Source organism: Streptomyces sp. CY-1 (genome assembly GCF_047218265.1).
GTDB lineage: Bacteria > Actinomycetota > Actinomycetes > Streptomycetales > Streptomycetaceae > Streptomyces > Streptomyces niphimycinicus.
On the sequence record NZ_CP178393.1, the window covers coordinates 3,870,524 to 3,891,625 of the forward strand.

The following is a 21,102-nucleotide window of genomic DNA, read 5'->3' on the forward strand; positions in this document are numbered from 1 at the left end:
GGGGCCTCCCCTTGCGCGGGGCCGCCCCATGAGCGGGGCCTCCCCTTGCGCGGGGCCGCGCACTCCGCCTCAGGCGGTCAGCGCCCGTCCCGTGAGGGTCGGCACCCGTCCCGTGAGCGTCAGCGCACGTCGCGTGAGACCACTACTCCGCAGAGCACGGGATCGCTCTGGCAGCCCGCCGTTCCCGCGGCGAACACCCCGTTCGTCCCGGGGACCGCGGCGATGCCGGACACCGTGGACATCTCGCTGTGCTCGGTGACGTCGGCGGGCAACTGCTCGGTGGCCCATTTCGTACCGGTCCAGCGGGACATCACGGAGTGGCGGCCGCCGGCGGACCAGCCGGCGATCCACAGCCGCCCGGCGCCGTCCGCGCCCGCGGCGTTGGCCTCGTCGACGGGCAGCGCGGGCAGCGACTGCCAGCGGCTGCCGGTCCAGCGGGTGGCCATGGTGGCCTCGGGCGCCTGCGCGTCGTTGGTCTTGCCGACCACGTAGACCGAACCGCGGCCGGTGGCCACGGCGTGGTTGGCGACCCAGCCGGTCGGGTGCTCGGCCGGGGTCGGCACCTCGCGGACCGTCCAGCCGCGGCCGTTCCAGTGGTAGAGCAGCGGGACGGACACATCGCCGGTCGCGGCCTCGGCGGTGACCCACACATCGTCAGGGCCGGTGCCGGTGATGTCCCACGGCCGCACCTCACCGCCGCCGGGGGCGGCGGGGAGTGACACCTGCTGCCACGCGGAGCCGGTCCAGCGCTCCAGGTGGGACGTGGAAGCGCCGCTGTTCTGGTCCCAGTCGAAGCTCGTCAGCCAGACCGACTTCGCGCCGAACGCGGCGATGTCGCCGACGAAGCTCATCTGCCCCTCCGGGGGCGTGGCGTGGGCGGTGTCGGCCCACTTCTCGCCGTCCCAGTGCCGCACCACGACCGGTGAGGTGGTGTCGCCGAACTGGACTCCGGCGGCCCAGACGTCGTCGGGTGCGGCGGCGCTGACCCTCTCCAACTGGCCGGGCTTGTCCCCGGCCCCGGCGGCGGGCACGTCCGTCCAGGTGGTGCCGTTCCAGTGCTTGATCGCGGGGGTGGGCCCGTCGGCGCCATCCGTCTTCCGGCCCACCGCCCAGGCGTCCTTGGCGCCGGTCGCGGCGACGTCCTGGAACTCCGTCGAGACGGTCTCGCTCAGCGGTGTCCGCAGCGTCCACGGGGTGGCGGCGCGGGCCGCCGGGGCGGACGTGCCGCCGGGCGCCGCGTTGGCGGCGTTGGCGGCGTTCGCCGGGGCGGCGAGGGTGCCGAAGGTACCGAGTGTGCCGAGTGCGACCGCGCACACCGTGACCGCGTCGCGCAGCCAGATCCGGCGGGTTTTGGGCCGTCCTGTGGTTCTGTCCATGACCTTCCTTCTGCTCGGGTGGGGTTCTCAGAAGGAAATGGCCGCCGACTGGCCGTTCTTACAGCCCGCCCCGACCGGTCATTCCGAGGTTTCCGGGGCTTCCGGGGCGTCCGGGGCTTCCGGGGTCTTGAGCTGCCGGTCGGTCCACTCCGACCTGACGGTGGCGGTGTAGTTCACCACCATGCCCGAGGTGAGCCCCGCCTTCGCGGCCTTCGCGTCCGGCTCGGACAGCACCTCCTGCTCGGACAGCAGGGCCCCGGTCGACGGGTCCACGATCAGCTCGGACCGTCCGGTCCCGTAGCCGGGCCGGTCGGACGCGGGCAGGGCGAAGCCGACGCCCTCGCGGCCCAGCGGATCGGTCACCTCGCCGAGCGCGCGGATGCCCGGCAGCCCCGCGATCACGCGGTACGCGGCGGCCCGTACCTCGGCCTTCACCGGCAGGCCGATCAGCCCGGCCGCCTGCCGCCACATCCACTCGGTGCGGCCGCGGACCTCGCTCCCGCCGTCCTCCCGGTACAGATCCGCCAGCACCTGCTTCAGCTTCGTGCTGTCGCCCGGGAGTTTCCGCAGGTCCTCGTAGGTCACATTGCGTGCGCCGAGGGCGGCGATGCGGTCGCCCGAGTTGATCCGGTCCACCGTCGGCCGCTTCCCGGCCCCGGTCCCGGTCTCGATCCGCAGACCGAGCCTGCCGCCGCCCTGTCCGGTGTCGGCGAGCGTGAGGTCATTCGGCGAACCGGCGGCCTGCCAGCGCGCAGTATCACGCTCGGTGCGGGGTTTGGTGGTGGCGTCGATCCCCATGATGTTGAGGCTTTCCGTGCCGGGCCGTACCCCGAAGGACCGCTGCTGCTTCTCGGAGGTGGACACCGCGAAGGTCTCCCCGGACGCGTCGACGACGGCGGTCGAGCCCGACCGCGTGGTCACCTGCCAGTACGTGCCCTCGTCCGCCCCCGTCCGGTCCAGCCGGTCCAGCCGGTCGGCGACGTGTTGCAGCGCCAGACGGCCGTTGGCCGGGATGTGCCGGGCGCCGTCCGCCGTGGGGCCGACGGAGGCCCGGGAGCCCTTGGCGTCCGAGCCGCCCTGGGGCAGGGTGGCGACGAGCACTCCGGCGGCGGCCGCCGTCGCCGCGACGGGCAGCGCCCAGCGCCAGGTGAACATCCGCGGGGCCCGGCGGAGTTCCGGCGTCTCGGCCGTACGGGCCGTGTCGGCCCGACCGGCCAGGATGGTCTCCAGGTCGCGGCGGGCGCGTACGGAACCGGCCAGGTGGTCCGGATCGAGCTCCGGAGGCCGCGCGTCCGCCAGGGTCTTCATCACATCGTGCCGCTTGCGTGCCATCTCAGGTCTCCTTCACTGTCACGTTCGCACGAGGGGCGCGAGGGCGAGGGGCGGGGCCGGGGCGGGACTCGGGGCCGGGGCCGACGCTGGGGTCGTGGGAAGGCTTCACCCCGTCCACGGCCCGCTCCAGCCGCCGTCTGGCCCGGTGCAGCCGCACCGCGAACGTGGCGCTGGAACAGCCGAGGACGCGCGCCGCCTGTCGCGGGCCGAGCCCATGCCAGGCGACCAGCGTCAGCAGCTCACGGTCGGCGGCGGACAGCCCCGCCAGCGCCTGTAGCGCCACCGCGCGCTCGGTCACCCCCGCGGCCACGTCCTCGACCTGGGCGCCGGAGGTGATGACGCGCTGGGCCTCCTGGGCGGCCAGGGCGTACTGCCTGCCGTCGCGGCGCCGCAGCTCGCGGGTCAAATTGCGGGCCACGCCGAGCAGCCACGGCAACGGCGGCGTCGGGATGTCCCGCATCCGCCGCCAGGCAACCGTGAAGGTCTCGCTGGTGATGTCCTCACCGACCTGCCGACCCACCAGGCTGGCCGCGTAGGCCAGCACACGGGGTTGGCACTCCTCGTAAAGGTCCCGAAAGCGTTGGGCGTCGGTCACGCCGTCTCCTCATCGGGGTTCTCTTTCGTGGATACCCCCGGCTTCAGCCGGGGGAGGAAATGAAGCTCCTGCGGAGCAGGGCAGGGAAAGCCGGATCGCCGTCAGGGTGATTCGGCGTTCACCGAGATCCGGCCGACACCCGCCCCTCACATGGGAGCTGATAGGTTGTGAGGCGTGACGCAGCAGGTCAAGCAGGCGTTCAAGTACCGCTTTACCCCACGGACAAGCAGGCAGCCGAGCTGTCCCGCACGTTCGGCTGCGTCCGCTTCGTGTACAACAAGGCGCTGGACGAGCGCACGCGGGCCTGGTACGGCGAGCAGCGCCGCATCTCCTACGTGCAGTCGTCCGCCGCGCTGACGGAGTGGAAGAAGAGCGAGGAACTGGCCTTCCTGGCGGAGGTGTCCTCGGTCCCGCTCCAGCAGGCGCTGCGCCATCTTCAGACGGCGTTCGGGAACTTCTTCGCCAGGCGTGCGAAGTACCCGCGCTACAAGTCGCGGAAGACGTCCCGGGCGTCGGCCGAGTACACCCGCAGCGCCTTCACATGGCGCGACGGGCGCCTGACCCTGGCGAAGACGGCCGAGCCGCTGGACATCCGCTGGTCGCGTCCCCTCCCGGAGGGTGCCCGGCCCACGACTGCGACGGTGTCCCGCGACGCCGCCGGGCGCTGGTTCGTCTCCCTGCTCGTCGAGGACACCATCACCCCGGCCCCCGCCACGAACGCGGCGGTCGGCCTGGACGCCGGGGTCACCTCCCTGGTGACCCTGTCCACCGGGGAGAAGATCGCCAACCCCCGGCATGAGCGCCGCGACCGTAAGCGGCTCGCGAAGGCGCAGCGGGAGCTGTCCCGCAAGGCGAAGGGCTCGGCGAACCGGGAGAAGGCCCGCCGCCGCGTCGCCAAGGTGCACGCGCGGATCGCTGACCGGCGCCGGGACGTCCTGCACAAGCTGACCACTCGTCTCGTCCGTGAGAACCAAACGGTCGTGATCGAGGACCTCACCGTCCGCAACCTGCTGAAGAACGGCCGTCTCGCGCGCGCCATCTCGGATGCGGCGTGGACGGATCTGCGCATGATGCTGGAGTACAAGTGCGCCTGGTACGGGCGTGAACTCGTCACGGTCGACCGCTGGTTCCCCAGCTCGAAGCTGTGCGGGGCCTGTGGCACGGTCCGCGAGAAGCTGCCGCTGAACGTCCGTGAGTGGACGTGCGACTGCGGCACCGTGCATGACCGCGACGTGAACGCGGCACGCAACATCCTGGCCGCCGGGCTGGCGGCGTCTGCCTGTGGAGACGGTGTAAGACCTCAACGGGAGTCCTCCCGGACGGGGCGGTCGTCGGTGAAGCAGGAAACCCAGCGGGCGACCGCTGGAACCCCCCACCTTTAAGCGGGGGAAGAAGTCAACTCGGCTCTCTCACCATGCAATGGTCGAGGACCGCGCTTTCTTACACCCGGGGAGAGGAAAGTTTGGGCGGCGCGGTGCATGGCCGCTGGAGCGGGGCCACCGGCCAAGTGGTGCGGCGTGACCGGCTAGGCGGAGGGCGGCGCTCAGCCGGTGGCACGGGGTCAACGACCAGGCAGACGAAGCCGCTCAGCCGGTCGAGCGGGACCAACGGCCAGGCGGACGAGGGCGCACGGCCGGTGCGGCAGGCCAACGACCAAGCAGACGACAGCCCTCAGCCGGTCGTACGGGGCCAACCGCTAGGCGGGCGGCTGCGCCCAGCCGGCCGAGCGGCGCCAACGACCCAGCGGACCACGGCGCTCAGCCGAGCGTGCGGGCGGCCCCGCCGAGGGCCGTAGCCGCCCCGCACGGTGGTGTGACGGCGGCGGCCGCCGACCCCCCGGCGCTGCGTAAGCTCAGGAGCTTGTGGGGACGTCCCTCTCTCGTCTCTTCACGTCCGATCCGGTTTTCCGGAAGACTTCTGCAAGGTTCCGAGGGTGCGCCCCGGAAAGTGAGAGGCGGGGGTGGCTCCCGTCAACCGAGGAGGCGGAATGGCTACGGAGAGCAGGGGCGCCGAGGGCGGCGCCCGGCCCAAGGTGACGATCACGGCCATCGCGCAGGAGGCCGGGGTGTCGGTGCCCACGGTCTCCCGGGTGGTCAACGGCCGTTCGGATGTCTCGCCCGAGACCCGGGCCCGGGTCGAGGACCTGTTGCGGGTCCACGGCTACCGCCGCCGCCAGCGCGTGCCCGGCGATCGCGCCGCCCTGGTGGACCTGGTCTTCAACGACCTGGACAGCCCGTGGGCGGTGGAGATCATCCGAGGCGTGGAGGAGGTCGCCCACCAGGACGGGGTGGGCACGGTGGTCTCGGCGATCCACGGCCGCGCGGGCTCGGCCCGGCAGTGGCTGAAGAACCTGCGGGCCCGCGCCTCGGACGGGGTGATCCTGGTGACGTCCGTACTGGAGCCGGTGGTCCACGAGGAGCTACGGCGGCTGAACGTGCCGATCGTGGTCGTCGACCCGGCCGGCTCCCCCGCGCTGGACGCGCCCACCGTGGGGGCCACCAACTGGGCGGGCGGCATGGCCGCCACCGAACATCTGCTGAGCCTCGGCCACCGCCGGATCGGCCTGATCGCCGGTCCGCCTCGGCTGCTGTGCAGCCGCGCCCGGCTGGACGGGCACCGTGCGGCGCTGGAGGCGGCGGGTGTGCCGTTCGATCCGGCGCTGGTGGCACAGGGCGACTTCTACCACGAGTCCGGTTTCCACGGCTGCGATCAGTTGATGGACGCCGACGCCCCGCCCACCGCCGTCTTCGCCTCCAGTGACCAGATGGCTCTGGGCGCGATCGAGGCTCTGCGGCGGCGGGGGCTGCGGGTTCCGGAGGATGTGAGCATTGTCGGCTTCGACGATCTGCCCGAGGTGCGGTGGTCGGCGCCGCCGTTGACGACGGTTCGTCAACCGCTCGCGGATATGGGGAAGTTGGCCGCTCGTACGGTGTTGCGGCAGGCGCGGGGGGAGGAGATCGAGTCGCCGAGGGTGGAGCTGGCTGCGCAGTTGGTTGTGCGCGCCAGCACCGCTCCGCCCGCGGCCGGCTGATCCCCCGCCCCGCCCCTTCCCGAACCGGGGGCTGCGCCCCCGACCCCCCGCCGGGGCTCCGCCCCGGACCCCGGTCCTCAAGCGCCGGACGGGCTGGATTTTCCAGCCCGTCCGGCGCTTGAGAACACGCCCGAAGGGTGTTCGGGGGCGGGGGCGCGGCCCCCGTTCGGGAAGGGGCGGCGTGGGGAACAAAGCCCGCCCCCGCCACAGCCCTTGACACCGCATCAGCACCCCCATACCTTCCACGCAACCACTTCCGAGAATTATCGGGCTACTTCCGGAAGGCACACGATGCGCATACCTCGGTCAAGGTCAAGTTCAAGGTCAAGTTCAAAGACATGGACAAGGTCAAGGTCAAGGTCCACCCTTCGCGCGTCCACCCTCGCGGCGGCCCTGCTGCTGTTCGGGACCGCACTCGCCGGCTGCGGGAGCGGCGGGCCCGGGGGTTCGGATGACGGCGGGTCCCTCGACGTCTGGGTCTACCAGGACGCCTCGACCAAGGTGCAGCGCGAGGTCGTCAAGCGGTTCAACGAGACCTCCGACATCAAGGCGAAGCTCACCCAGGTGCCCGGTGAGGGCTACTCGGACAAGATGCGCACCTCCATGGGCACGCCCAACGCACCGGATGTCTTCTTCAACTGGGGCGGCGGCAGCATCAGCGACTTCGTCAAGAAGGACATGCTGCTCGGCCTCGACCCGGCCATGGCCAAGGACCCGGAGCTGAAGAAGGCGTTCCTCCCCACGATCCTCGACGCGGGCGCGATCGACGGGAAGCACTACGGCATCCCCATGCGCGGGATGCAGCCGGTGATCCTCTTCTACAACAAGGACGTCTTCGAGGCCGCCGGGGCCGGGCCCCCTAAGTCCTGGGACGAGCTGCTGGAGCTCATCGACACCTTCAAGGGCAAGGGCGTCACCCCGTTCGCGCTGGCCGGCACCGACCCGTGGACCGAGCTGATGTGGGTGGAGTACCTGGTGGACCGCTACGGCGGGGCCGGGGTGTTCCGGAAGATCCAGAGCCAGGGCATGGCGGCGTGGGACGACCCGGCGGTGCTCAAGGCGGCGCAGACGATCAAGGATCTGGTGGACCGGGGCGCGTTCGGGAAGAACTACAAGTCGGTCAACTACACCGCCGACGGGGCCTCCACGCTCTTCGCCAAGGGCAAGGCGGCCATGCATCTGATGGGCAGTTGGGAGTACGCCAACCAGAAGGCCAATCAGCCCGCGTTCGCCAAGTCGGGGCTGGGCTGGACCACCTTCCCGGCCGTCCCCGGCGGCAGCGGTGACCCCAAGAGCGTCGTCGGCAATCCGACCAACTACTGGTCGATCAACGCCAAGGTCAAGGGCGACAAGCAGAAGGCCGCGCTGGAATTCGTGAAGTTCGCCGCCCGGCAGGACTACTCCGGCGACCTCATCGCCAACGGGGACGTGCCCGCCACCTCCGACGCCGCCTCCCTGCTCGGGAAGCATGAGAATCCCGACTACGCGCGGTTCCAGTACGACCTGGTCAAGCGGGCCCCCGACTTCACGCTCTCCTGGGACCAGGCGCTGCCCGCCAAGTACACCCCGCCGCTGCACACCGCCGTGCAGAAGCTGTTCAACGGGCAGCTCGGCCCCACCGAGTTCGTCGACGCCCTGAAGGGCATGTGATGGCGGACGCCGCCGCGACGCGCGAGCGGCCCCCGACCCGCGAACCGCGCCGGAGCGTCGGCCGGCCCGGCGTCGGTCGGCCCGGCGTCGTCTGGGCCCTGCCCGGGGCGCTGTTCTTCGTCTTCTTCGCGGTGGCCCCGATGGTCCTGGTCGGCGCCCTCGCCTTCACCGACTGGGACGGGATCGGCACCCCGAGCTGGACCGGGATGAGCAACTGGTCCCGGCTGTGGGACGACCCGGAAACCCATCAGGCCATCTGGCTCAGCCTGGTGCTGACCGTGCTGACCTGGGTGTTCGAGACCCCGCTCGCCCTGCTGCTGGGCGTATGGGCGGCCGGTCGGCAGCGCAACCGGGCCGTGCTGTCGGCGATCTTCTTCCTGCCGCTGCTGGGCTCCTCCGTCGCGCTCGCGCTGGTCTGGAAGTCGCTGCTGGACCCCAACTTCGGCCTGATCGCGGACATCGGGCCCGCCCTGGGCTTCGCGGACGGCGATCTGCTCGGCAGCTCCAAGGGCGCCTTCGGGGCGGTGCTCTTCGTCACCGCCTGGCAGTTCATCCCGCTGCACACCCTGATCTACCAGGGCGGCGCCCGGGCCATCCCGCGCTCGCTCTACGACGCCGCCGCGATCGACGGCGCCGGGACCGTACGGCAGTTCTTCGCGATCACCCTGCCCCAGCTCCGCAACACCATCGTCACCTCCTCGGTGATCATGGTGGTGGGCGCGCTGACCTTCTTCGACACCGTCCTGATCCTCACCAAGGGCGGGCCGGGCACGGACACCACGATCGTGCCGTATCTGATGTACAAGAACGGCTTCCAGGCGTTCGACCTCGGCTACGCCAGCGCGGTCGCCACCATCCTGGTCGTCGTCGCCACCACCGTCTCGCTGCTGCTGGTGCGGCTCACCGGCTTCGCCGCGATGCGCAGCACCCGGGAGGGGATGTGACCGACGTCCTCCACGACCGCAAAAGCCACCCCCCGGACGGCGTCCGTACACCGAACAGGACCCCGGCGGCCCCTGGCCCCCGCCCCCGCCTCCGCCGCCGGGGTCTGCCGCGTGCCAACTACCCCGCCGGGCTCGGCTCCCTGATCTGGCTCGGCATCGTCGGACTGCCGCTGTACGTCCTGGTGGCCGCCACCTTCCAGACCCGCGACGGCTATATCGACGACGGGCCGCTGGCCCTGCCCGACCACCCCACGCTCGCCAACTACCGGCGGGTGCTGCGCTCCGACTTCCTCTCCTACCTCCTCAACACCGCCCTGGTCACGGCCGTATGCGCGGCCATCGTGATCACGCTGTCGGTGACCGTCGGCTACACCGTCGTACGCGCCCGTGGCCGGGCCTCCCGCCGGATCTTCCAGATCTTCCTGCTGGGGCTGGCGATCCCCTCCCAGGCGGTGGTGATCCCGGTCTATCTGGTGATCACCAAGCTCCATCTGTACGACACCCTGCTCGCCGTGATCCTGCCGACGGCCGCCTTCTCTCTCCCGGTCAGCGTGCTGATCCTGGTCGGCACGGTGCGCGATATCGACGAGGAGCTGTACGAGTCGATGGCGCTGGACGGGGCGAGCCCGACCCGGGTGCTGCTCCAGCTCGTCGTGCCGCTGTCGCGGTCCGGGATCTCCACGGTCGGGGTGATGTCGGCCCTGCACGCCTGGAACGGCTTCCTCTTCCCGCTGCTGCTCACCCAGTCCAAGAGCAACCGGCTGCTGACCCTGGGGCTGTACGACTACGTGGGCGAGTTCCGGGTGGACACCCCGGCGCTGCTCACCGCCGTGGTGCTCTCCATCCTCCCGATCTTCCTGGTCTATCTCTTCGCCCGCCGTCAGTTGATCAACGGACTGATGGGCATGGGCGGCAAATAGGCCGATCCCGGCGCGTGCGCAGGCCGCCTCCGGCGGCAGGCGAGCCGTTCCCCCACCTCGACAAGGAGCTTCATGCCTCAGCCCTGGCAGGACACCTCCCTCTCCGCCGAGGACCGCGCGGCGGCCCTGCTCTCCTCGATGACGCTGGAGGAGAAGCTCGCCCAACTCGCCGGCGTATGGCCGGGATCCGAGGCCGAGGAGGGCGAGGACGTCGCCCCGCTCCAGCACGAGGTGTCCGAGGCCGTGGACCTCGATGGCCTCCTCCCCCATGGCGTCGGCCAGTTGACCCGCCCCTTCGGCACCGCCCCCGTCGAACCGGCCGAGGGCGCCGCCGCGCTGGCCCGCCTCCAGACCCGGATCGCCGCCGGGAACCGCTTCGGGATCCCGGCGCTGGCCCATGAGGAGTGTCTGACCGGCTTCTTCGCCTGGCGCGCCACCGTCTTCCCCACCCCGCTCGCCTGGGGCGCGTCCTTCGACCCGGCGCTGGTGGGGCGGGCCGCCGAGCTGATCGGCGGTTCGCTGCGGTCGGCCGGTATCCACCAGGGTCTGGCCCCGGTGCTGGACGTGGTGCGGGACGCGCGCTGGGGCCGTACGGAGGAGTCCATCGGCGAGGACCCGTATCTGGTCGCGACCATCGGCACCGCGTATGTCCGCGGCCTGGAGTCCGCCGGGATCGTCGCCACCCTCAAGCATTTCGCGGGCTACTCCGCCTCCCGGGGCGGCCGCAACCACGCACCGGTCTCCATCGGCCCGCGCGAACTCGCCGACGTCATCCTGCCGCCCTTCGAGCTGGCGGTGCGGGACGGGGGCGCGCGGTCGGTCATGCACTCCTACAACGACATCGACGGTGTGCCCTCGGCCGCCAACCCCTGGCTGCTGACCGAACTGCTCCGCGACACCTGGGGCTTCACCGGCACCGTCGTCGCCGACTACTTCGGGGTGTCCTTCCTGGAGCTGGCCCACCGGGTCGCCGCCACCCGGGGCGACGCGGCCGGGCTCGCCCTGGCGGCGGGGGTGGATGTGGAACTGCCCGCGGTGCGCTGCTTCGGCACCCCGCTGCGGGACGCGGTGCGGGCCGGGGAGGTGGACGAGGCGCTGGTGGACCGGGCGGCGCTGCGGGTGCTGCGGCAGAAGTGCGAGCTGGGGCTGCTGGACGCGGACTGGTCGCCGATGCCGTCGGCGCTCGCGGAGCCCGCGGAATCCGCCGGGCCCGCGGGAACCGCAGGAACCCCCGGCCTCGATCTCGATCCGCCCGGGATGCGGGCCGTGGCACGCGAGCTGGCCGAGGAGTCGGTGGTGCTGCTCGCCGACGACGGCGATGTGCTGCCGCTCGCGCCGGACGCCCGGATCGCGGTGGTCGGCCCGCTCGCCGACGACCCCGCCGCCATGCTCGGCTGCTACACCTTCCCCCGCCATGTGGGGGTGGAACACCCCGAACTGCCCCTGGGCATCGAGGTGCCTACGTTGTTCGCCGCACTGCGCGCCGAACTGCCCGGTGCGCGGATCACCCACGCCGAGGGGTGCGCCGCGCCCGGTCCGGCCGGGTTCGCCGGGGACCCGGGCGCGGTGGCCTCGGCCGGTGCGGCGGCGCTCACCGCCGAGAGCCGGCTGGCGCAGGCGGCCAGGACGGCGGCGGACGCGGATGTGTGTGTCGCGGTGCTGGGCGACCGTTCGGGGCTGTTCGGCCGGGGCACCTCGGGCGAGGGCTGCGACGCCACCGACCTCGAACTTCCCGGAGACCAGGGGGCGTTGCTGGACACCCTGGTGGCCACCGGGACCCCGGTGGTACTGGTGCTGTTCACGGGTCGGCCGTACGCCCTCGGCCGCTGGTCGAGGCTGCTGGCCGCCACCGTGCAGGCGTTCTTCCCCGGTGAGGAGGGCGGCCCGGCGGTGGCCGGGGTGCTGAGCGGCCGGGTCAACCCCTCGGGGCGGCTGCCGGTGAGCGTCCCGTACGCGTCCGCCGGCCAGCCCTGGACGTACGCACAGCCGCCGCTCGGACTGCGGGGCGACGCCAGCTCGATCGACCCGACCCCGCTGTTCCCCTTCGGCCATGGGCTGTCGTACACCTCGTTCGCCTGGGAGCGCCCGGAGGCCGACGCGGCCGAGGTGCCGACCGACGGGGAGACCACGGTCCGGCTGACCGTGCGCAACACCGGTGACCGCGCCGGGACGGAGGTCGTCCAGCTCTACCTCCATGACCCGGTGGCCCGGATCGCCCGGCCGGTGTCCCGGCTGATCGGCTACGCACGGGTGCCGCTGCGGCCGGGCGAGTCGGCCGAGGTCCACTTCGCCTTCCACGCCGACCTCGCCTCGTATCCGCTGCGGGCCGACGGCACGAGGGTGGTGGAACCGGGCGCGCTGGAGCTGCGGCTGGCCTCCTCCAGCGCCGACTCCGGCGTACGGCACACGGTCCCGCTGACGCTGACCGGACCCGAGCGCACGGTGGACCACCGGCGGCGGATGGTGTGCGAGGCGCGGGTGAAGTAGGGGCGGGTGAAGTCGCGGACGGGGCGGGGCCGGTTCAGACCGGCCCTTCCCCCTTCTCCACCAGCGCCCAGGCGTGGGCGAACGGTTCGGGCAGGGTGCGGCCGGGCAGCGGAAGCGGGCTCCCCCGTCCTCCCCCGTCGAATACGCCACGGGCAGATCATCGCTCATACGTCCGACAGAAGCCGCCACCGGTTCGGAGCGACCCGCACCTGGCGAAACTCGCCTGCGCGGCGCCCTGACAGCGGCAAGGATCAGGGCCATGAGCTTGTACATCGATGATCCCGCACGGCTCGGCGAGGAACGGCTGTCCGACGGGCGGTCGCTGGGGTGGGCCGAGTGGGGCCCGCCGGACGGCTCAGCCGTGGTGCTGTGTCCCGGTGCCGCCACGAGCCGGTGGCTCGGCTTCGGCGCGGCTACCGTCGAAGCGCTCGGGGTGCGGCTGGTCTCGGTGGACCGTCCCGGACTGGGCGTCTCGACCCCCGCGCCCGGCCGGAGCTTCTCGGACTTCGCCGACGACATCCGCCAACTCGCCGCGCTGCGCGGGCTGGGGCACCCGGCCATGGTCGCGAATTCCCAGGGTGCGCCGTTCGCGCTCGCCTGTGCCGTGGAGGGCGTCGTCTCCGCGCTGGTCGTCGTCTCCGGGGCGGACGAGGTCGCGGCGCCGGAGTTCGCCACGCCGGAGTTCGCCACCGCCCTGCCTCCGGATCTGCGGGGCCTGGTCGACCGGACGGCGCGGGACCCGGCCGGCGCCGAGGAGTTCTTCGCGGGACTCGACGCCGAGGCGATGTCGGCCATGGTGATGGCCGGAAGCCCGGAGTGCGATCTGGCCGTGTACCGGGAACCCGGTTTCGCGGCCGCCTACCGCCTCGCGTTGGCCGAGGGCTTCGCCCAGGGGGCGGCCGGTTACGCTCGCGACACGGTCCTGGCCATGGGGCGGTGGCCGTTCGATCTCACCGAGATCACCGTCCCAGTCGACATCTGGTACGGCGAACGGGACACCGGCCACTCGCCGGACAACGGGGCGTTCCTGGCCACCCGCATCCCCGGCGCCCGCCGCCGCGTCGTCCCGGGGATCGGCGGCGCGGTGCTGTGGACCCACGCCGAGCCCATCCTCACGTCCCTCCTGAACAAGGCCGCACCCGACCGGCGGCCAACCGACCGGCGGCCAACCGACCGGTAACCAACCAGCCCTCCGCCTCGCACCCTTGCGGCCGCGACCCTAGGCTGTCGCCGGACACCGGGGCTACCGGCGCGTAGGGCACACCGCGAAGGAGCACGTGATGAAGGGCTGGACCGCGAGCGACATCCCCGATCAGACCGGCCGCACCGCCGTGGTGACCGGCGCCAACAGCGGCCTCGGCTTCATCACCGCCCGGGAGCTGGCACGGCGCGGCGCGCAGGTGGTGCTCGCCTGCCGCGACGAGGCGCGCGGGGCCGAGGCCGCGCAGCGGATCCGGGCGCAGGCGCCGGGCGCGTATGTGCGGGTCGCGCCGCTGGACCTCGCGGATCTGAAGTCCGTACGCACCTTCGCCGCCGAGCACCAGGGCGACCGGCTCGATCTGCTCATCAACAACGCGGGCGTGATGGCCCTCCCGCGCCGCAGCACCGCCGATGGCTTCGAGATGCAGTTCGGCGTCAACCACCTGGGGCACTTCGCGCTGACCGGCCTGCTGCTGCCGAAGCTGCTGGAGGCGGGCCCGGGGGCGCGGGTGGTCAGCGTGTCCAGCTTTATGCACATGCTGGGGACGGTCGACCCGCGCGACCTGAACATGGAGCGCGGCTACCGCCGTTGGACCGCCTACGCCCGCTCCAAGTCCGCCAATCTCCTCTTCATCCACGAACTCTCCCGCCGCCTGCGCGCGACAAACGCCCACCTGGTGGCAGCCGCCGCCCACCCCGGCTACGCCTCGACCAACCTCCAGACCGCCGCCCCGAAGATGGAGGGCCGCCGGGCAACCGAGCGATTCATGGAAATCGGCAACCGCTACTTCGCCCAGACCCCGGACCAGGGCGCCCTCCCCACCCTGTACGCGGCCACCGCCCCGGACGTCCGCCAGAACGACTTCTTCGGCCCCCCACTCCAGGGCCTCTGGCACGGCTCCCCCGTCCACTCGACCCGCGCCAAGTGGACCCGCAGCGACCCGGCGGGCCGGGGTCTGTGGGCCGCGTCCGAGCGGCTGACGGGGGTGCGGTACGAGGCGCTCACGAGCTGATTCACGTCGGTCGCTGCGGACAGCCGATCTCGGGGCGTAAGCAGTGGGGGCCGCAGGAGATCAGGCATACGGAGAGAAACCGCTGCCCGGTGAGGTACCACCCTCCGACGACGTCCTCCCCGCCCGCCACCGCCTTGGCGGCGCCCTGGACCCTCGCGGACAGTGTCTCGGGCGCGCGGTCGTGGACGGACGCGAAGGAGCCGACGTGTTCGCGGGCCCGGGTGCCGAACCAGTCGGCGGCTTGGGTGGGGTCGGTCCAGGTCCCCTGGATGAAGGTGGGCGGCTTGAGCAGCCAGTGGGCGAGTTCGAGAGGGACGACCTTGGCGCTCCTGAACTCGGGGTGGATGGGTCGTCTGGGTCCGTCCTTGAGAAGTTCGTGGCCCGAGCCGAGCCAGGTGTAGCCGTGGTGGTGCCGCAATGTGCCGCCTTCACTGACCGAAGAGGGCAGCCCCCGCGGTGGCCGGGACTGCCCTGCCTACCGGGGTTATCGACGGCCGCAGCCGTCACCGCCACCGCAGTCGCCGCCCGAAGGGGGCGACGGTGCGTCGGAGTCGGGCATGGTGTCGCCGTCCTCCGGGTCCTGCCGTAAGACGGTCTTGTGTCCTGTCGACCGCATCGGGATGATCCCTTCTGTGCTGTCGGCACGGGGGCTCTCCTCGCGCCGTCGTGCACCTGCACCCGTTCCGGCTGGGCTCGACCTGCCAGGGCTCCGGTCCAGTCGGTACGGGGGTTCAAGGGGGAGGCGGGATCCGTACCGCCTACGCCGGGGTGGCGTTCTTCGTCTGCTCCTCCAGCGCGGCCCGCATCAGGACATCCGCGAGCCGGTTCGCGCTGTCGAGGGGGATGCGCCCCAGGGCCACCAGCGGATAGCCGGACACCGTGAGTTCGCCCCGCAGGGTCGGCCAGTACAGCTCCCCGCCTTCGACGCCGTGCGGCACGTCCGGGGTGAAGCCGAGGCGGTGCAGGGCTTGGCGCAGCAGATCGGCCACGGCCTGGGCCTCGGCTCTGGGCGTTGCGTGCCCATCGGCACTCATCGCCTCGATGTCTTGTTCGCGGATTCTCATCGCTCCCACTTCCGCCGTGTTCTGCGTGAACAGGACGCTAGGGAGGGGTAGCTGGCGGGTGCCACGCGATGTTCTCGAATGTTCTCGCCCCCCTGTTGAATGTTCTTGATTGATCTCACGCAGGGTCACAGAAGGCATACCGAGCGTGCCCGTAGGTGCGGCATGCTCGTGGTGTCCAGATCAACAAGGAAGGACGTGATCATGGCGTGACGACTGCGCTTCAACGGGACGGGGTCATCCAACGGCGCCTGCCCTGCTGTGCATGAAGACCTGGACAGCGGAGAGATCGTCGTCCAAGGCACACCGCTCACCGACCCGGATGACATGGCCCAACTCCAGCACTTGGGCGAGGGAGAAGTGCCGATCGTGGTGCCACGGGAGCTGCTGGTCGACTTCGGCCCCAAGGAGGTCACCCGGACGCGCCGGATCATCGATCTGGACGCCTTCAGCGACCTCTTCAAGAACTTCGACCACACCGCGTGGCGGCTGGAGACCCGCCGCCGGTTCGCGTCGGACGAGGCCACCGACATGTACGCGCAGTTCATCGCGGGCGAGACAGTGCAATGGGACTACAACCACCCGTGGTGCACCAACGTCCGGGCGCAGACGGAGGAAGGCAAGCGCTTCGAGCGCGTCCGCATCGTCGACAATCCGCCGACTCCCGGGCAGCTCTTTCTTCTCAACAACGCCAAGCGCAACTGTGACGTCGGAGAGGACATCCGCAACCTGTGGCGCGAGGAGGCCGACCGGCTGCGGTTGCCCGCCGAGGACTTCTGGGTCTTCGACTCCCGATTGGTCGCTCTCCTCAACTTCGATGAGGACGACGAGCTGATCGACGTCGAGCTGATCACCGAGCCGGCCGAGGTCAACCGCTACCTTCAGGTACGTGACGCGGCGTGGCATTACGCGGTGCGATACGAGAAGTTCGCGGCGGGACTGACCACGTAGGTTGCAAGTACCGTGTGCCCGGTGAGCACTGACTTTCAACAGGCGCGGGTGGCCCTAGGAGCGCGGCTTCGGGAGCTGCGTGTGTCACGCCCAGAAGGTCGGCTCACCGGTCCACAACTCGCGAGGCGGCTGGGCTGGCCGCACTCCAAGATCTACAAGCTGGAGAACGGGCGCCAGACAGCGACAGCCGAGGATCTGCGCGCCTGGGCCACGGCAACCGACCAGCCGGAAGCCGCCGAGGAACTGCTCTCCCGGTTCAACGGACTGGACTCCCGCATCCGGTCGTGGCGCCGCCAACTGGCGGCCGGGCACAAGCCCGTACAGGACGCGATCACCGCTGAACACGACCGCACAGCCACACTGCGCATCTGGGAAAACTGTCTCGTGGCGGGCATGCTCCAGACGGCCGACTACGCAAGAGCGGTCTTCACCCGGAACGCAGACCTGCACAAGTCTCCACGGGACACCGAGGCTGCGGTACGCGGTCGGCTACGGCGCCAGGAAGGGCTGTACGACTCGCGCAAGCGGCACCACATCCTCATGTGGGAGGGCGCCTTGCGCGCCCTCGTCTGCCCGCCGTCGGTGCTCGCAGCCCAGCTCGACCGGCTCATGAGCGTCGTCGGCCTGGACACGGTCGAGCTGGGCATCGTGCCCTTCGCCGCGCCTTTGAAGATCCAGCCCGCCAATGGATTCTGGGTCCACGACGAGCGGCTGGTGCTTGTCGAGGACTGGCATGCGGAACTCTGGATCAACGACGCCGACAGCATCGCCCTTTATCTGCGCGCCTGGAACACCCTCCGCGAATCCGCCGTCTTCGGGGCCGATGCCCAGCGCTTGATCAACGAGGCCCGGCGGACGCTGATCGGGTAGTGTGGCCGTCGCCCGTACGCACCGAGGAGGTGAGACCCATCAATGCCAGTTCAGGCTGGGTGCTCTCGCCGCAGGGATACACGGGATAGCTGACTGCCGGGAGTGCCCTCGGGGATTCCGAAAGGCTTCCAGGCTTCCATGTCCGCTTCATCGGCTTCAGCAGCTTCAGCTTCGTCTTCACTTGTCACCTTTCCTGCCGTCGTCTCCAGGCTCCGCGCCGCCGGGTGTGTGTTCGCCGAGGACGAGGCGCGGCTGATCCTCGCCACGGCTCGTACCCCGGCCGGGCTCCTCGCCATGGTGGACCGGCGCGCTGCCGGGCTTCCGCTGGAGCATGTGCTCGGCTGGGCGGAGTTCCGGGGGCTTCGGATATCCGTCGACGCCGGGGTCTTCGTGCCGCGCCGGCGCACCGAGTTCCTGGTCGAGCAGGCCGAGGCGCTGGCCCGGCCCGGGGCCGTCGTGGTCGATCTGTGCTGTGGCTCGGGCGCGCTGGGTGCCGCGCTGGCGTCGGCTCTGGATGTGGTCGAGCTGTACGCGGCCGATATCGACCCCGTCGCGGTGGCCTGCGCGCGGCGCAATGTCGAGCCCGTGGGCGGCACGGTGTACGAGGGCGATCTCTACGAACCGCTGCCCGCCGTGCTGCGCGGCCGGGTCGATGTTCTGCTGGCCAACGTCCCGTATGTGCCGACCGAGGAGGTCGGGCTGCTGCCGCCGGAGGCCCGGGTGCATGAGGCGCGGGTGGCGCTGGACGGCGGTGCGGACGGGCTCGACGTTCTGCGCCGGGTGACCGCCGAGGCGGGCCGATGGCTGGCCCCGGGTGGCTCGCTGCTGTTCGAGACGAGCGGGCGGCAGGCGGCCTCGGCCATGGACATCGTTGCCGGGGACGGGCTGGAGCCTCGGCTGGCCGAGTGCGGGGAGCTGGAGGCGACAGTGATCATCGGGACGAGGCCGCCGGCGCCTCGGGGAATCTCCGACGCACCTTGACGCCTGAGGCGGGGAGCCCGCCCGGCCCCTCCGGCGTTTGAGGAGCGGGGCCCAGGGGCGAAGCCCCGGCGAGGGCCCGGCGAGGGTCTGGCGAGGGTCTGGGGCGAAGCCCCGGCGGGGTCTGGGGCGAAGCCCCGGCGGGGTCTGGGGCGAAGCCCCGGCGGGGTCTGGGGCGCAGCCCCGGCGGGGTCTGGGGCGCAGCCCCGGCGGGGGTCTGGGGCGCAGCCCCAGTTTCGGGAAGGGGCGGGGAGGGGAAAGATCCGCCGGACACCCAGCGGGACCCGGCTGGAGCGGCAGCGCGCCGCCCCCTTACGCACCCCACGCACCCCACGCACCCCACGCACCTACGCGCGCAGTTCCTCCGCCGCGTCCGTGACCCTTGCGATCAGCCGCAGCAGCGTTTCCCGCTCCGTCTCGTCCAGCGGGGAGAGGAAGACCCGGTTCATTCTGGCCGTCCGTGTGACCAGCTTCCGGTGGACCCGGGCGCCTTCCTCCGTCAGGCGCAGGACATTGCGGCGGCCGTCGTTCGGGTCGCGGACCCGTTCCAGGAGGCCGCGGCGGGCCAGCCGGGCGACCAGGTCGGCGATGGTGGAGCGGTCGAGGTGGACGTGTTCGCTCAGGGTCCGCTGGTCGATCTCCGGCTTCTCCGTCAGCGCGTTGACCACCGCGAACTGCGGCGAGGTGATCTCCTCGGAGACCATCGCGCCCCACAGCAGGGAGTGCGCCTGCTGGAAGCGGCGGGCCAGATGCCCGGGGTGCGTGTTCAGATCCACCGCGCCGCCCATGCCGTGCCCTCCTGGCCTTCCCGCTACGCCATTACTCCGTGCACTGAGTGATTCTGCCCTGTGGAAGACCCCATGTCGAGAGGCCGACATTCACCCTAGACTCCCTTGACGAGCGCACCAGCCAATGGCAACGTGCGGAACCGACACCACATTAGTCAGCACACTGAGCATCTGAGATAGCTGAGTAGCTGAGCATCCTGACCGCGGACTGAGCGGAATGAGCGGAGTGACGATGGCCGACATCCGAAGCCTGCATGACGCCGTGGCGGACCTCGTCCACGACGGGGCCACCATCGCGATGGAGGGCTTCACCCACCTGATCCCGTACGCCGCCGCGCACGAGGTCATCCGCCAGGGCATCACCGATCTGACCCTCGTCCGGATGACTCCGGACGTCATCTACGACCAGCTCATCGGCGCCGGACTCGTCCGCAAGCTGGTGTTCTCCTGGGGTGGCAACCCCGGCGTCGGCTCGCTGCACCGCTTCCGTGACGCCGTCGAGAACGGCTGGCCCCGCCCGCTGGAGCTGGACGAGCACAGCCACGCGGGCATGGCCAACCGCTATGTGGCGGGCGCCTCCAAGCTGCCGTTCGCCGTGTTGCGCGGCTATCGCGGCAGCGACATCCCGACCCGTACGGACACCGTCTCCACCGTCGTCTGCCCCTTCACCGGGGAGGAGCTGGCCGCCGTCGCGGCGCTCAACCCCGACGTCACCGTCATCCACGCCCAGCAGGCAGACCGCGCCGGAAATGTGCAGTTGTGGGGGCTGACGGGCGTACAGAAGGAGGCGGCGCTCGCGGCGGACCGGGTGCTGGTGACCGTGGAGGAGATCGTCGAGGAGCTGACGCCACGGCCCGGCGGGATCGTCCTGCCGACCTGGGTGATCGACGCCGTCTCCGTCGTCCCCGGCGGCGCCCACCCCTCCTACGCCGCCGGGTATTCGACCCGCGACAACGCCTTCTACCAGGCATGGGACCCGATCGCCCGCGACCGCGAGGCGTTCACGCAGTGGATCGACGACAACGTGCGCAACACCGAGGGAGCTCTCACCCGATGACCGCGACCCCCGCCGGCCCGACCGGTTTCACCAGCGACGAGCTGATGGAGGTCAACGCCGCCCGCGCGCTCGCCGACGCCACCACCTGCTTCGTCGGCATCGGGCTCCCCAGCACCGCCGCCAACCTCGCCCGCGCCACCGTCAACCCCGGCCTCGTCCTCATCTACGAGTCCGGCACCATCGGCTCCAAGCCCACCCGGCTCCCGCTGTCCATCGGCGACGGCGAACTCGCCGACACCGCCGACGCGGTGATCCCGGTCCCGGAGGTGTTCAACTACTGGTTGCAGGGCGGCCGGATCGACGTCGGCTTCCTCGGCGCCGCCCAGGTCGACCGCTACGCCAACATCAACACCACCGTCGTGGACCGCGGCCCGGACAGGCCCGAGGGCCGCCTCCCCGGCGCGGGCGGCGCCCCGGAGATCGCCTCCAACTGCGGCAAGGTGCTGATGGTGCTGCGCCACTCCACCCGCAACTTCGTGCAAAGGCTGGACTTCGTGACGACCCTGGGCCACGGCAGCGGCCCCGGCGACCGTAAGAAGCTCGGTATGCCCGGCGCCGGCCCCGTCGCCGTGATCACCGACCTCGGAGTGCTCCGCCCCGACCCGGCCACCGCCGAGCTGGTGCTCACCGAACTGCACCCGGGCGTCACCGTGGAGCAGGTGCGGGCCGCCACCGGCTGGGAGCTGACCGTCGCCGACACCGTGGGCACCACCGAGCCGCCCACCCCCGATGAGCTGGCGGCGCTGCGCGCCCTCAAGGCCGCCGGGAAGCCCGAAGCCGCCGGGAAGTCCGGAGCGGCCGAGAAGCCCGAAGCGGCCGAAGAGTCCGGAGCGACCAGGAAGCCCGGCG

Annotated in this window: 17 protein-coding genes and 2 pseudogenes; 13 read left to right on the plus strand and 6 right to left on the minus strand. The window is 71.4% G+C overall.

The annotated features are described in order from the left end of the window. Positions 1-119 precede the first annotated feature (119 nt). The 3 genes from ACK1X7_RS16880 to ACK1X7_RS16890 all read right to left on the minus strand — a co-directional run bounded on the left by ACK1X7_RS16880 (position 120) and on the right by ACK1X7_RS16890 (position 3,303). Positions 120-1,376: a hypothetical protein gene (locus ACK1X7_RS16880; protein WP_413115272.1), complete on the minus strand. Its 1,257-nt coding sequence runs from the start codon at positions 1,374-1,376 to the stop codon at positions 120-122. A gap of 78 nt (positions 1,377-1,454) precedes the next feature. Beyond that, a complete protein-coding gene (locus tag ACK1X7_RS16885) occupies positions 1,455-2,708 on the minus strand; it encodes a CU044_5270 family protein (RefSeq protein ID WP_413115273.1) in 1,254 nt (417 codons plus the stop codon). 1 nt (position 2,709) lies between these two features. Then, entirely contained in the window at positions 2,710-3,303 is a 594-nt protein-coding gene (locus tag ACK1X7_RS16890; protein ID WP_385156219.1) for an RNA polymerase sigma factor, read from the minus strand. 174 nt (positions 3,304-3,477) lie between these two features. On the opposite strand from ACK1X7_RS16890, the pseudogene ACK1X7_RS16895 reads away from it, so the two are divergent. The 8 genes and pseudogenes from ACK1X7_RS16895 (at position 3,478) to ACK1X7_RS16930 (ending at position 14,548) form a co-directional block, all read left to right on the plus strand. Continuing rightward, positions 3,478-4,685, plus strand: a pseudogene (locus ACK1X7_RS16895) (RNA-guided endonuclease InsQ/TnpB family protein). Positions 4,686-5,290: 605 nt separating this feature from the next. Next, positions 5,291-6,334, plus strand: coding sequence for a LacI family DNA-binding transcriptional regulator (locus ACK1X7_RS16900; protein ID WP_413115274.1), 1,044 nt, complete (start codon positions 5,291-5,293; stop codon positions 6,332-6,334). A gap of 291 nt (positions 6,335-6,625) precedes the next feature. Next, entirely contained in the window at positions 6,626-7,984 is a 1,359-nt protein-coding gene (locus tag ACK1X7_RS16905) for an extracellular solute-binding protein (RefSeq protein ID WP_385154797.1), read from the plus strand. Beyond that, positions 7,984-8,928 (plus strand): carbohydrate ABC transporter permease, encoded by a 945-nt coding sequence (locus ACK1X7_RS16910; protein ID WP_413115275.1) that lies wholly within the window; start codon positions 7,984-7,986, stop codon positions 8,926-8,928. The genes ACK1X7_RS16905 and ACK1X7_RS16910 overlap by 1 nt, the downstream gene beginning before the upstream one ends. A 104-nt stretch (positions 8,929-9,032) precedes the next feature. Further along, positions 9,033-9,848 (plus strand): carbohydrate ABC transporter permease, encoded by an 816-nt coding sequence (locus ACK1X7_RS16915; protein ID WP_385154800.1) that lies wholly within the window; start codon positions 9,033-9,035, stop codon positions 9,846-9,848. Between the two features lie 72 nt (positions 9,849-9,920). Further along, positions 9,921-12,335, plus strand: a complete 2,415-nt coding sequence (locus ACK1X7_RS16920; RefSeq protein WP_413115276.1) for a glycoside hydrolase family 3 N-terminal domain-containing protein — start codon at positions 9,921-9,923, stop codon at positions 12,333-12,335. A 259-nt stretch (positions 12,336-12,594) separates the two neighbouring features. Then, complete coding sequence (locus ACK1X7_RS16925) at positions 12,595-13,515, plus strand: alpha/beta fold hydrolase (protein WP_413115277.1); 921 nt, start codon at positions 12,595-12,597, stop codon at positions 13,513-13,515. 100 nt (positions 13,516-13,615) lie between these two features. Beyond that, the gene (locus ACK1X7_RS16930; protein WP_413115278.1) at positions 13,616-14,548 is read left to right on the plus strand and encodes an oxidoreductase; all 933 of its coding nucleotides are present in this window, start codon (positions 13,616-13,618) and stop codon (positions 14,546-14,548) included. A gap of 1 nt (position 14,549) precedes the next feature. Here the strand turns inward: ACK1X7_RS16930 and ACK1X7_RS16935 are convergent, their stop codons facing one another. Beyond that, a complete protein-coding gene (locus tag ACK1X7_RS16935; RefSeq protein ID WP_361510464.1) occupies positions 14,550-14,966 on the minus strand; it encodes a hypothetical protein in 417 nt (138 codons plus the stop codon). A 340-nt stretch (positions 14,967-15,306) separates the two neighbouring features. Further along, on the minus strand, positions 15,307-15,612 hold the full coding sequence (locus ACK1X7_RS16940) for a hypothetical protein (RefSeq protein WP_361510461.1): 306 nt from the start codon (positions 15,610-15,612) through the stop codon (positions 15,307-15,309). A gap of 258 nt (positions 15,613-15,870) precedes the next feature. Between ACK1X7_RS16940 and ACK1X7_RS16945 the strand changes: the two genes are divergently transcribed. The 3 genes from ACK1X7_RS16945 to ACK1X7_RS16955 all read left to right on the plus strand — a co-directional run bounded on the left by ACK1X7_RS16945 (position 15,871) and on the right by ACK1X7_RS16955 (position 18,411). Continuing rightward, the gene (locus ACK1X7_RS16945) at positions 15,871-16,560 is read left to right on the plus strand and encodes a DUF6879 family protein (RefSeq protein WP_413115279.1); all 690 of its coding nucleotides are present in this window, start codon (positions 15,871-15,873) and stop codon (positions 16,558-16,560) included. A 21-nt stretch (positions 16,561-16,581) separates the two neighbouring features. Further along, complete coding sequence (locus tag ACK1X7_RS16950) at positions 16,582-17,430, plus strand: helix-turn-helix domain-containing protein (protein ID WP_385154782.1); 849 nt, start codon at positions 16,582-16,584, stop codon at positions 17,428-17,430. Between the two features lie 138 nt (positions 17,431-17,568). After that, complete coding sequence (locus ACK1X7_RS16955; protein ID WP_413115280.1) at positions 17,569-18,411, plus strand: putative protein N(5)-glutamine methyltransferase; 843 nt, start codon at positions 17,569-17,571, stop codon at positions 18,409-18,411. Between the two features lie 344 nt (positions 18,412-18,755). Here ACK1X7_RS16955 and ACK1X7_RS16960 read toward each other — a convergent pair whose 3' ends face one another. After that, positions 18,756-19,196 (minus strand): MarR family winged helix-turn-helix transcriptional regulator, encoded by a 441-nt coding sequence (locus tag ACK1X7_RS16960; protein ID WP_078641284.1) that lies wholly within the window; start codon positions 19,194-19,196, stop codon positions 18,756-18,758. Between the two features lie 232 nt (positions 19,197-19,428). Here ACK1X7_RS16960 and ACK1X7_RS16965 point away from each other — a divergent pair, with 232 nt between their 5' ends. Next, on the plus strand, positions 19,429-20,253 hold the full coding sequence (locus ACK1X7_RS16965) for a CoA transferase subunit A (RefSeq protein ID WP_385157049.1): 825 nt from the start codon (positions 19,429-19,431) through the stop codon (positions 20,251-20,253). Further along, a pseudogene (locus tag ACK1X7_RS16970) lies at positions 20,250-21,014 on the plus strand (CoA-transferase subunit beta); the annotation flags it as partial. The gene ACK1X7_RS16965 and the pseudogene ACK1X7_RS16970, both read left to right, overlap by 4 nt. Between the last annotated feature and the right edge of the window lie 88 nt (positions 21,015-21,102).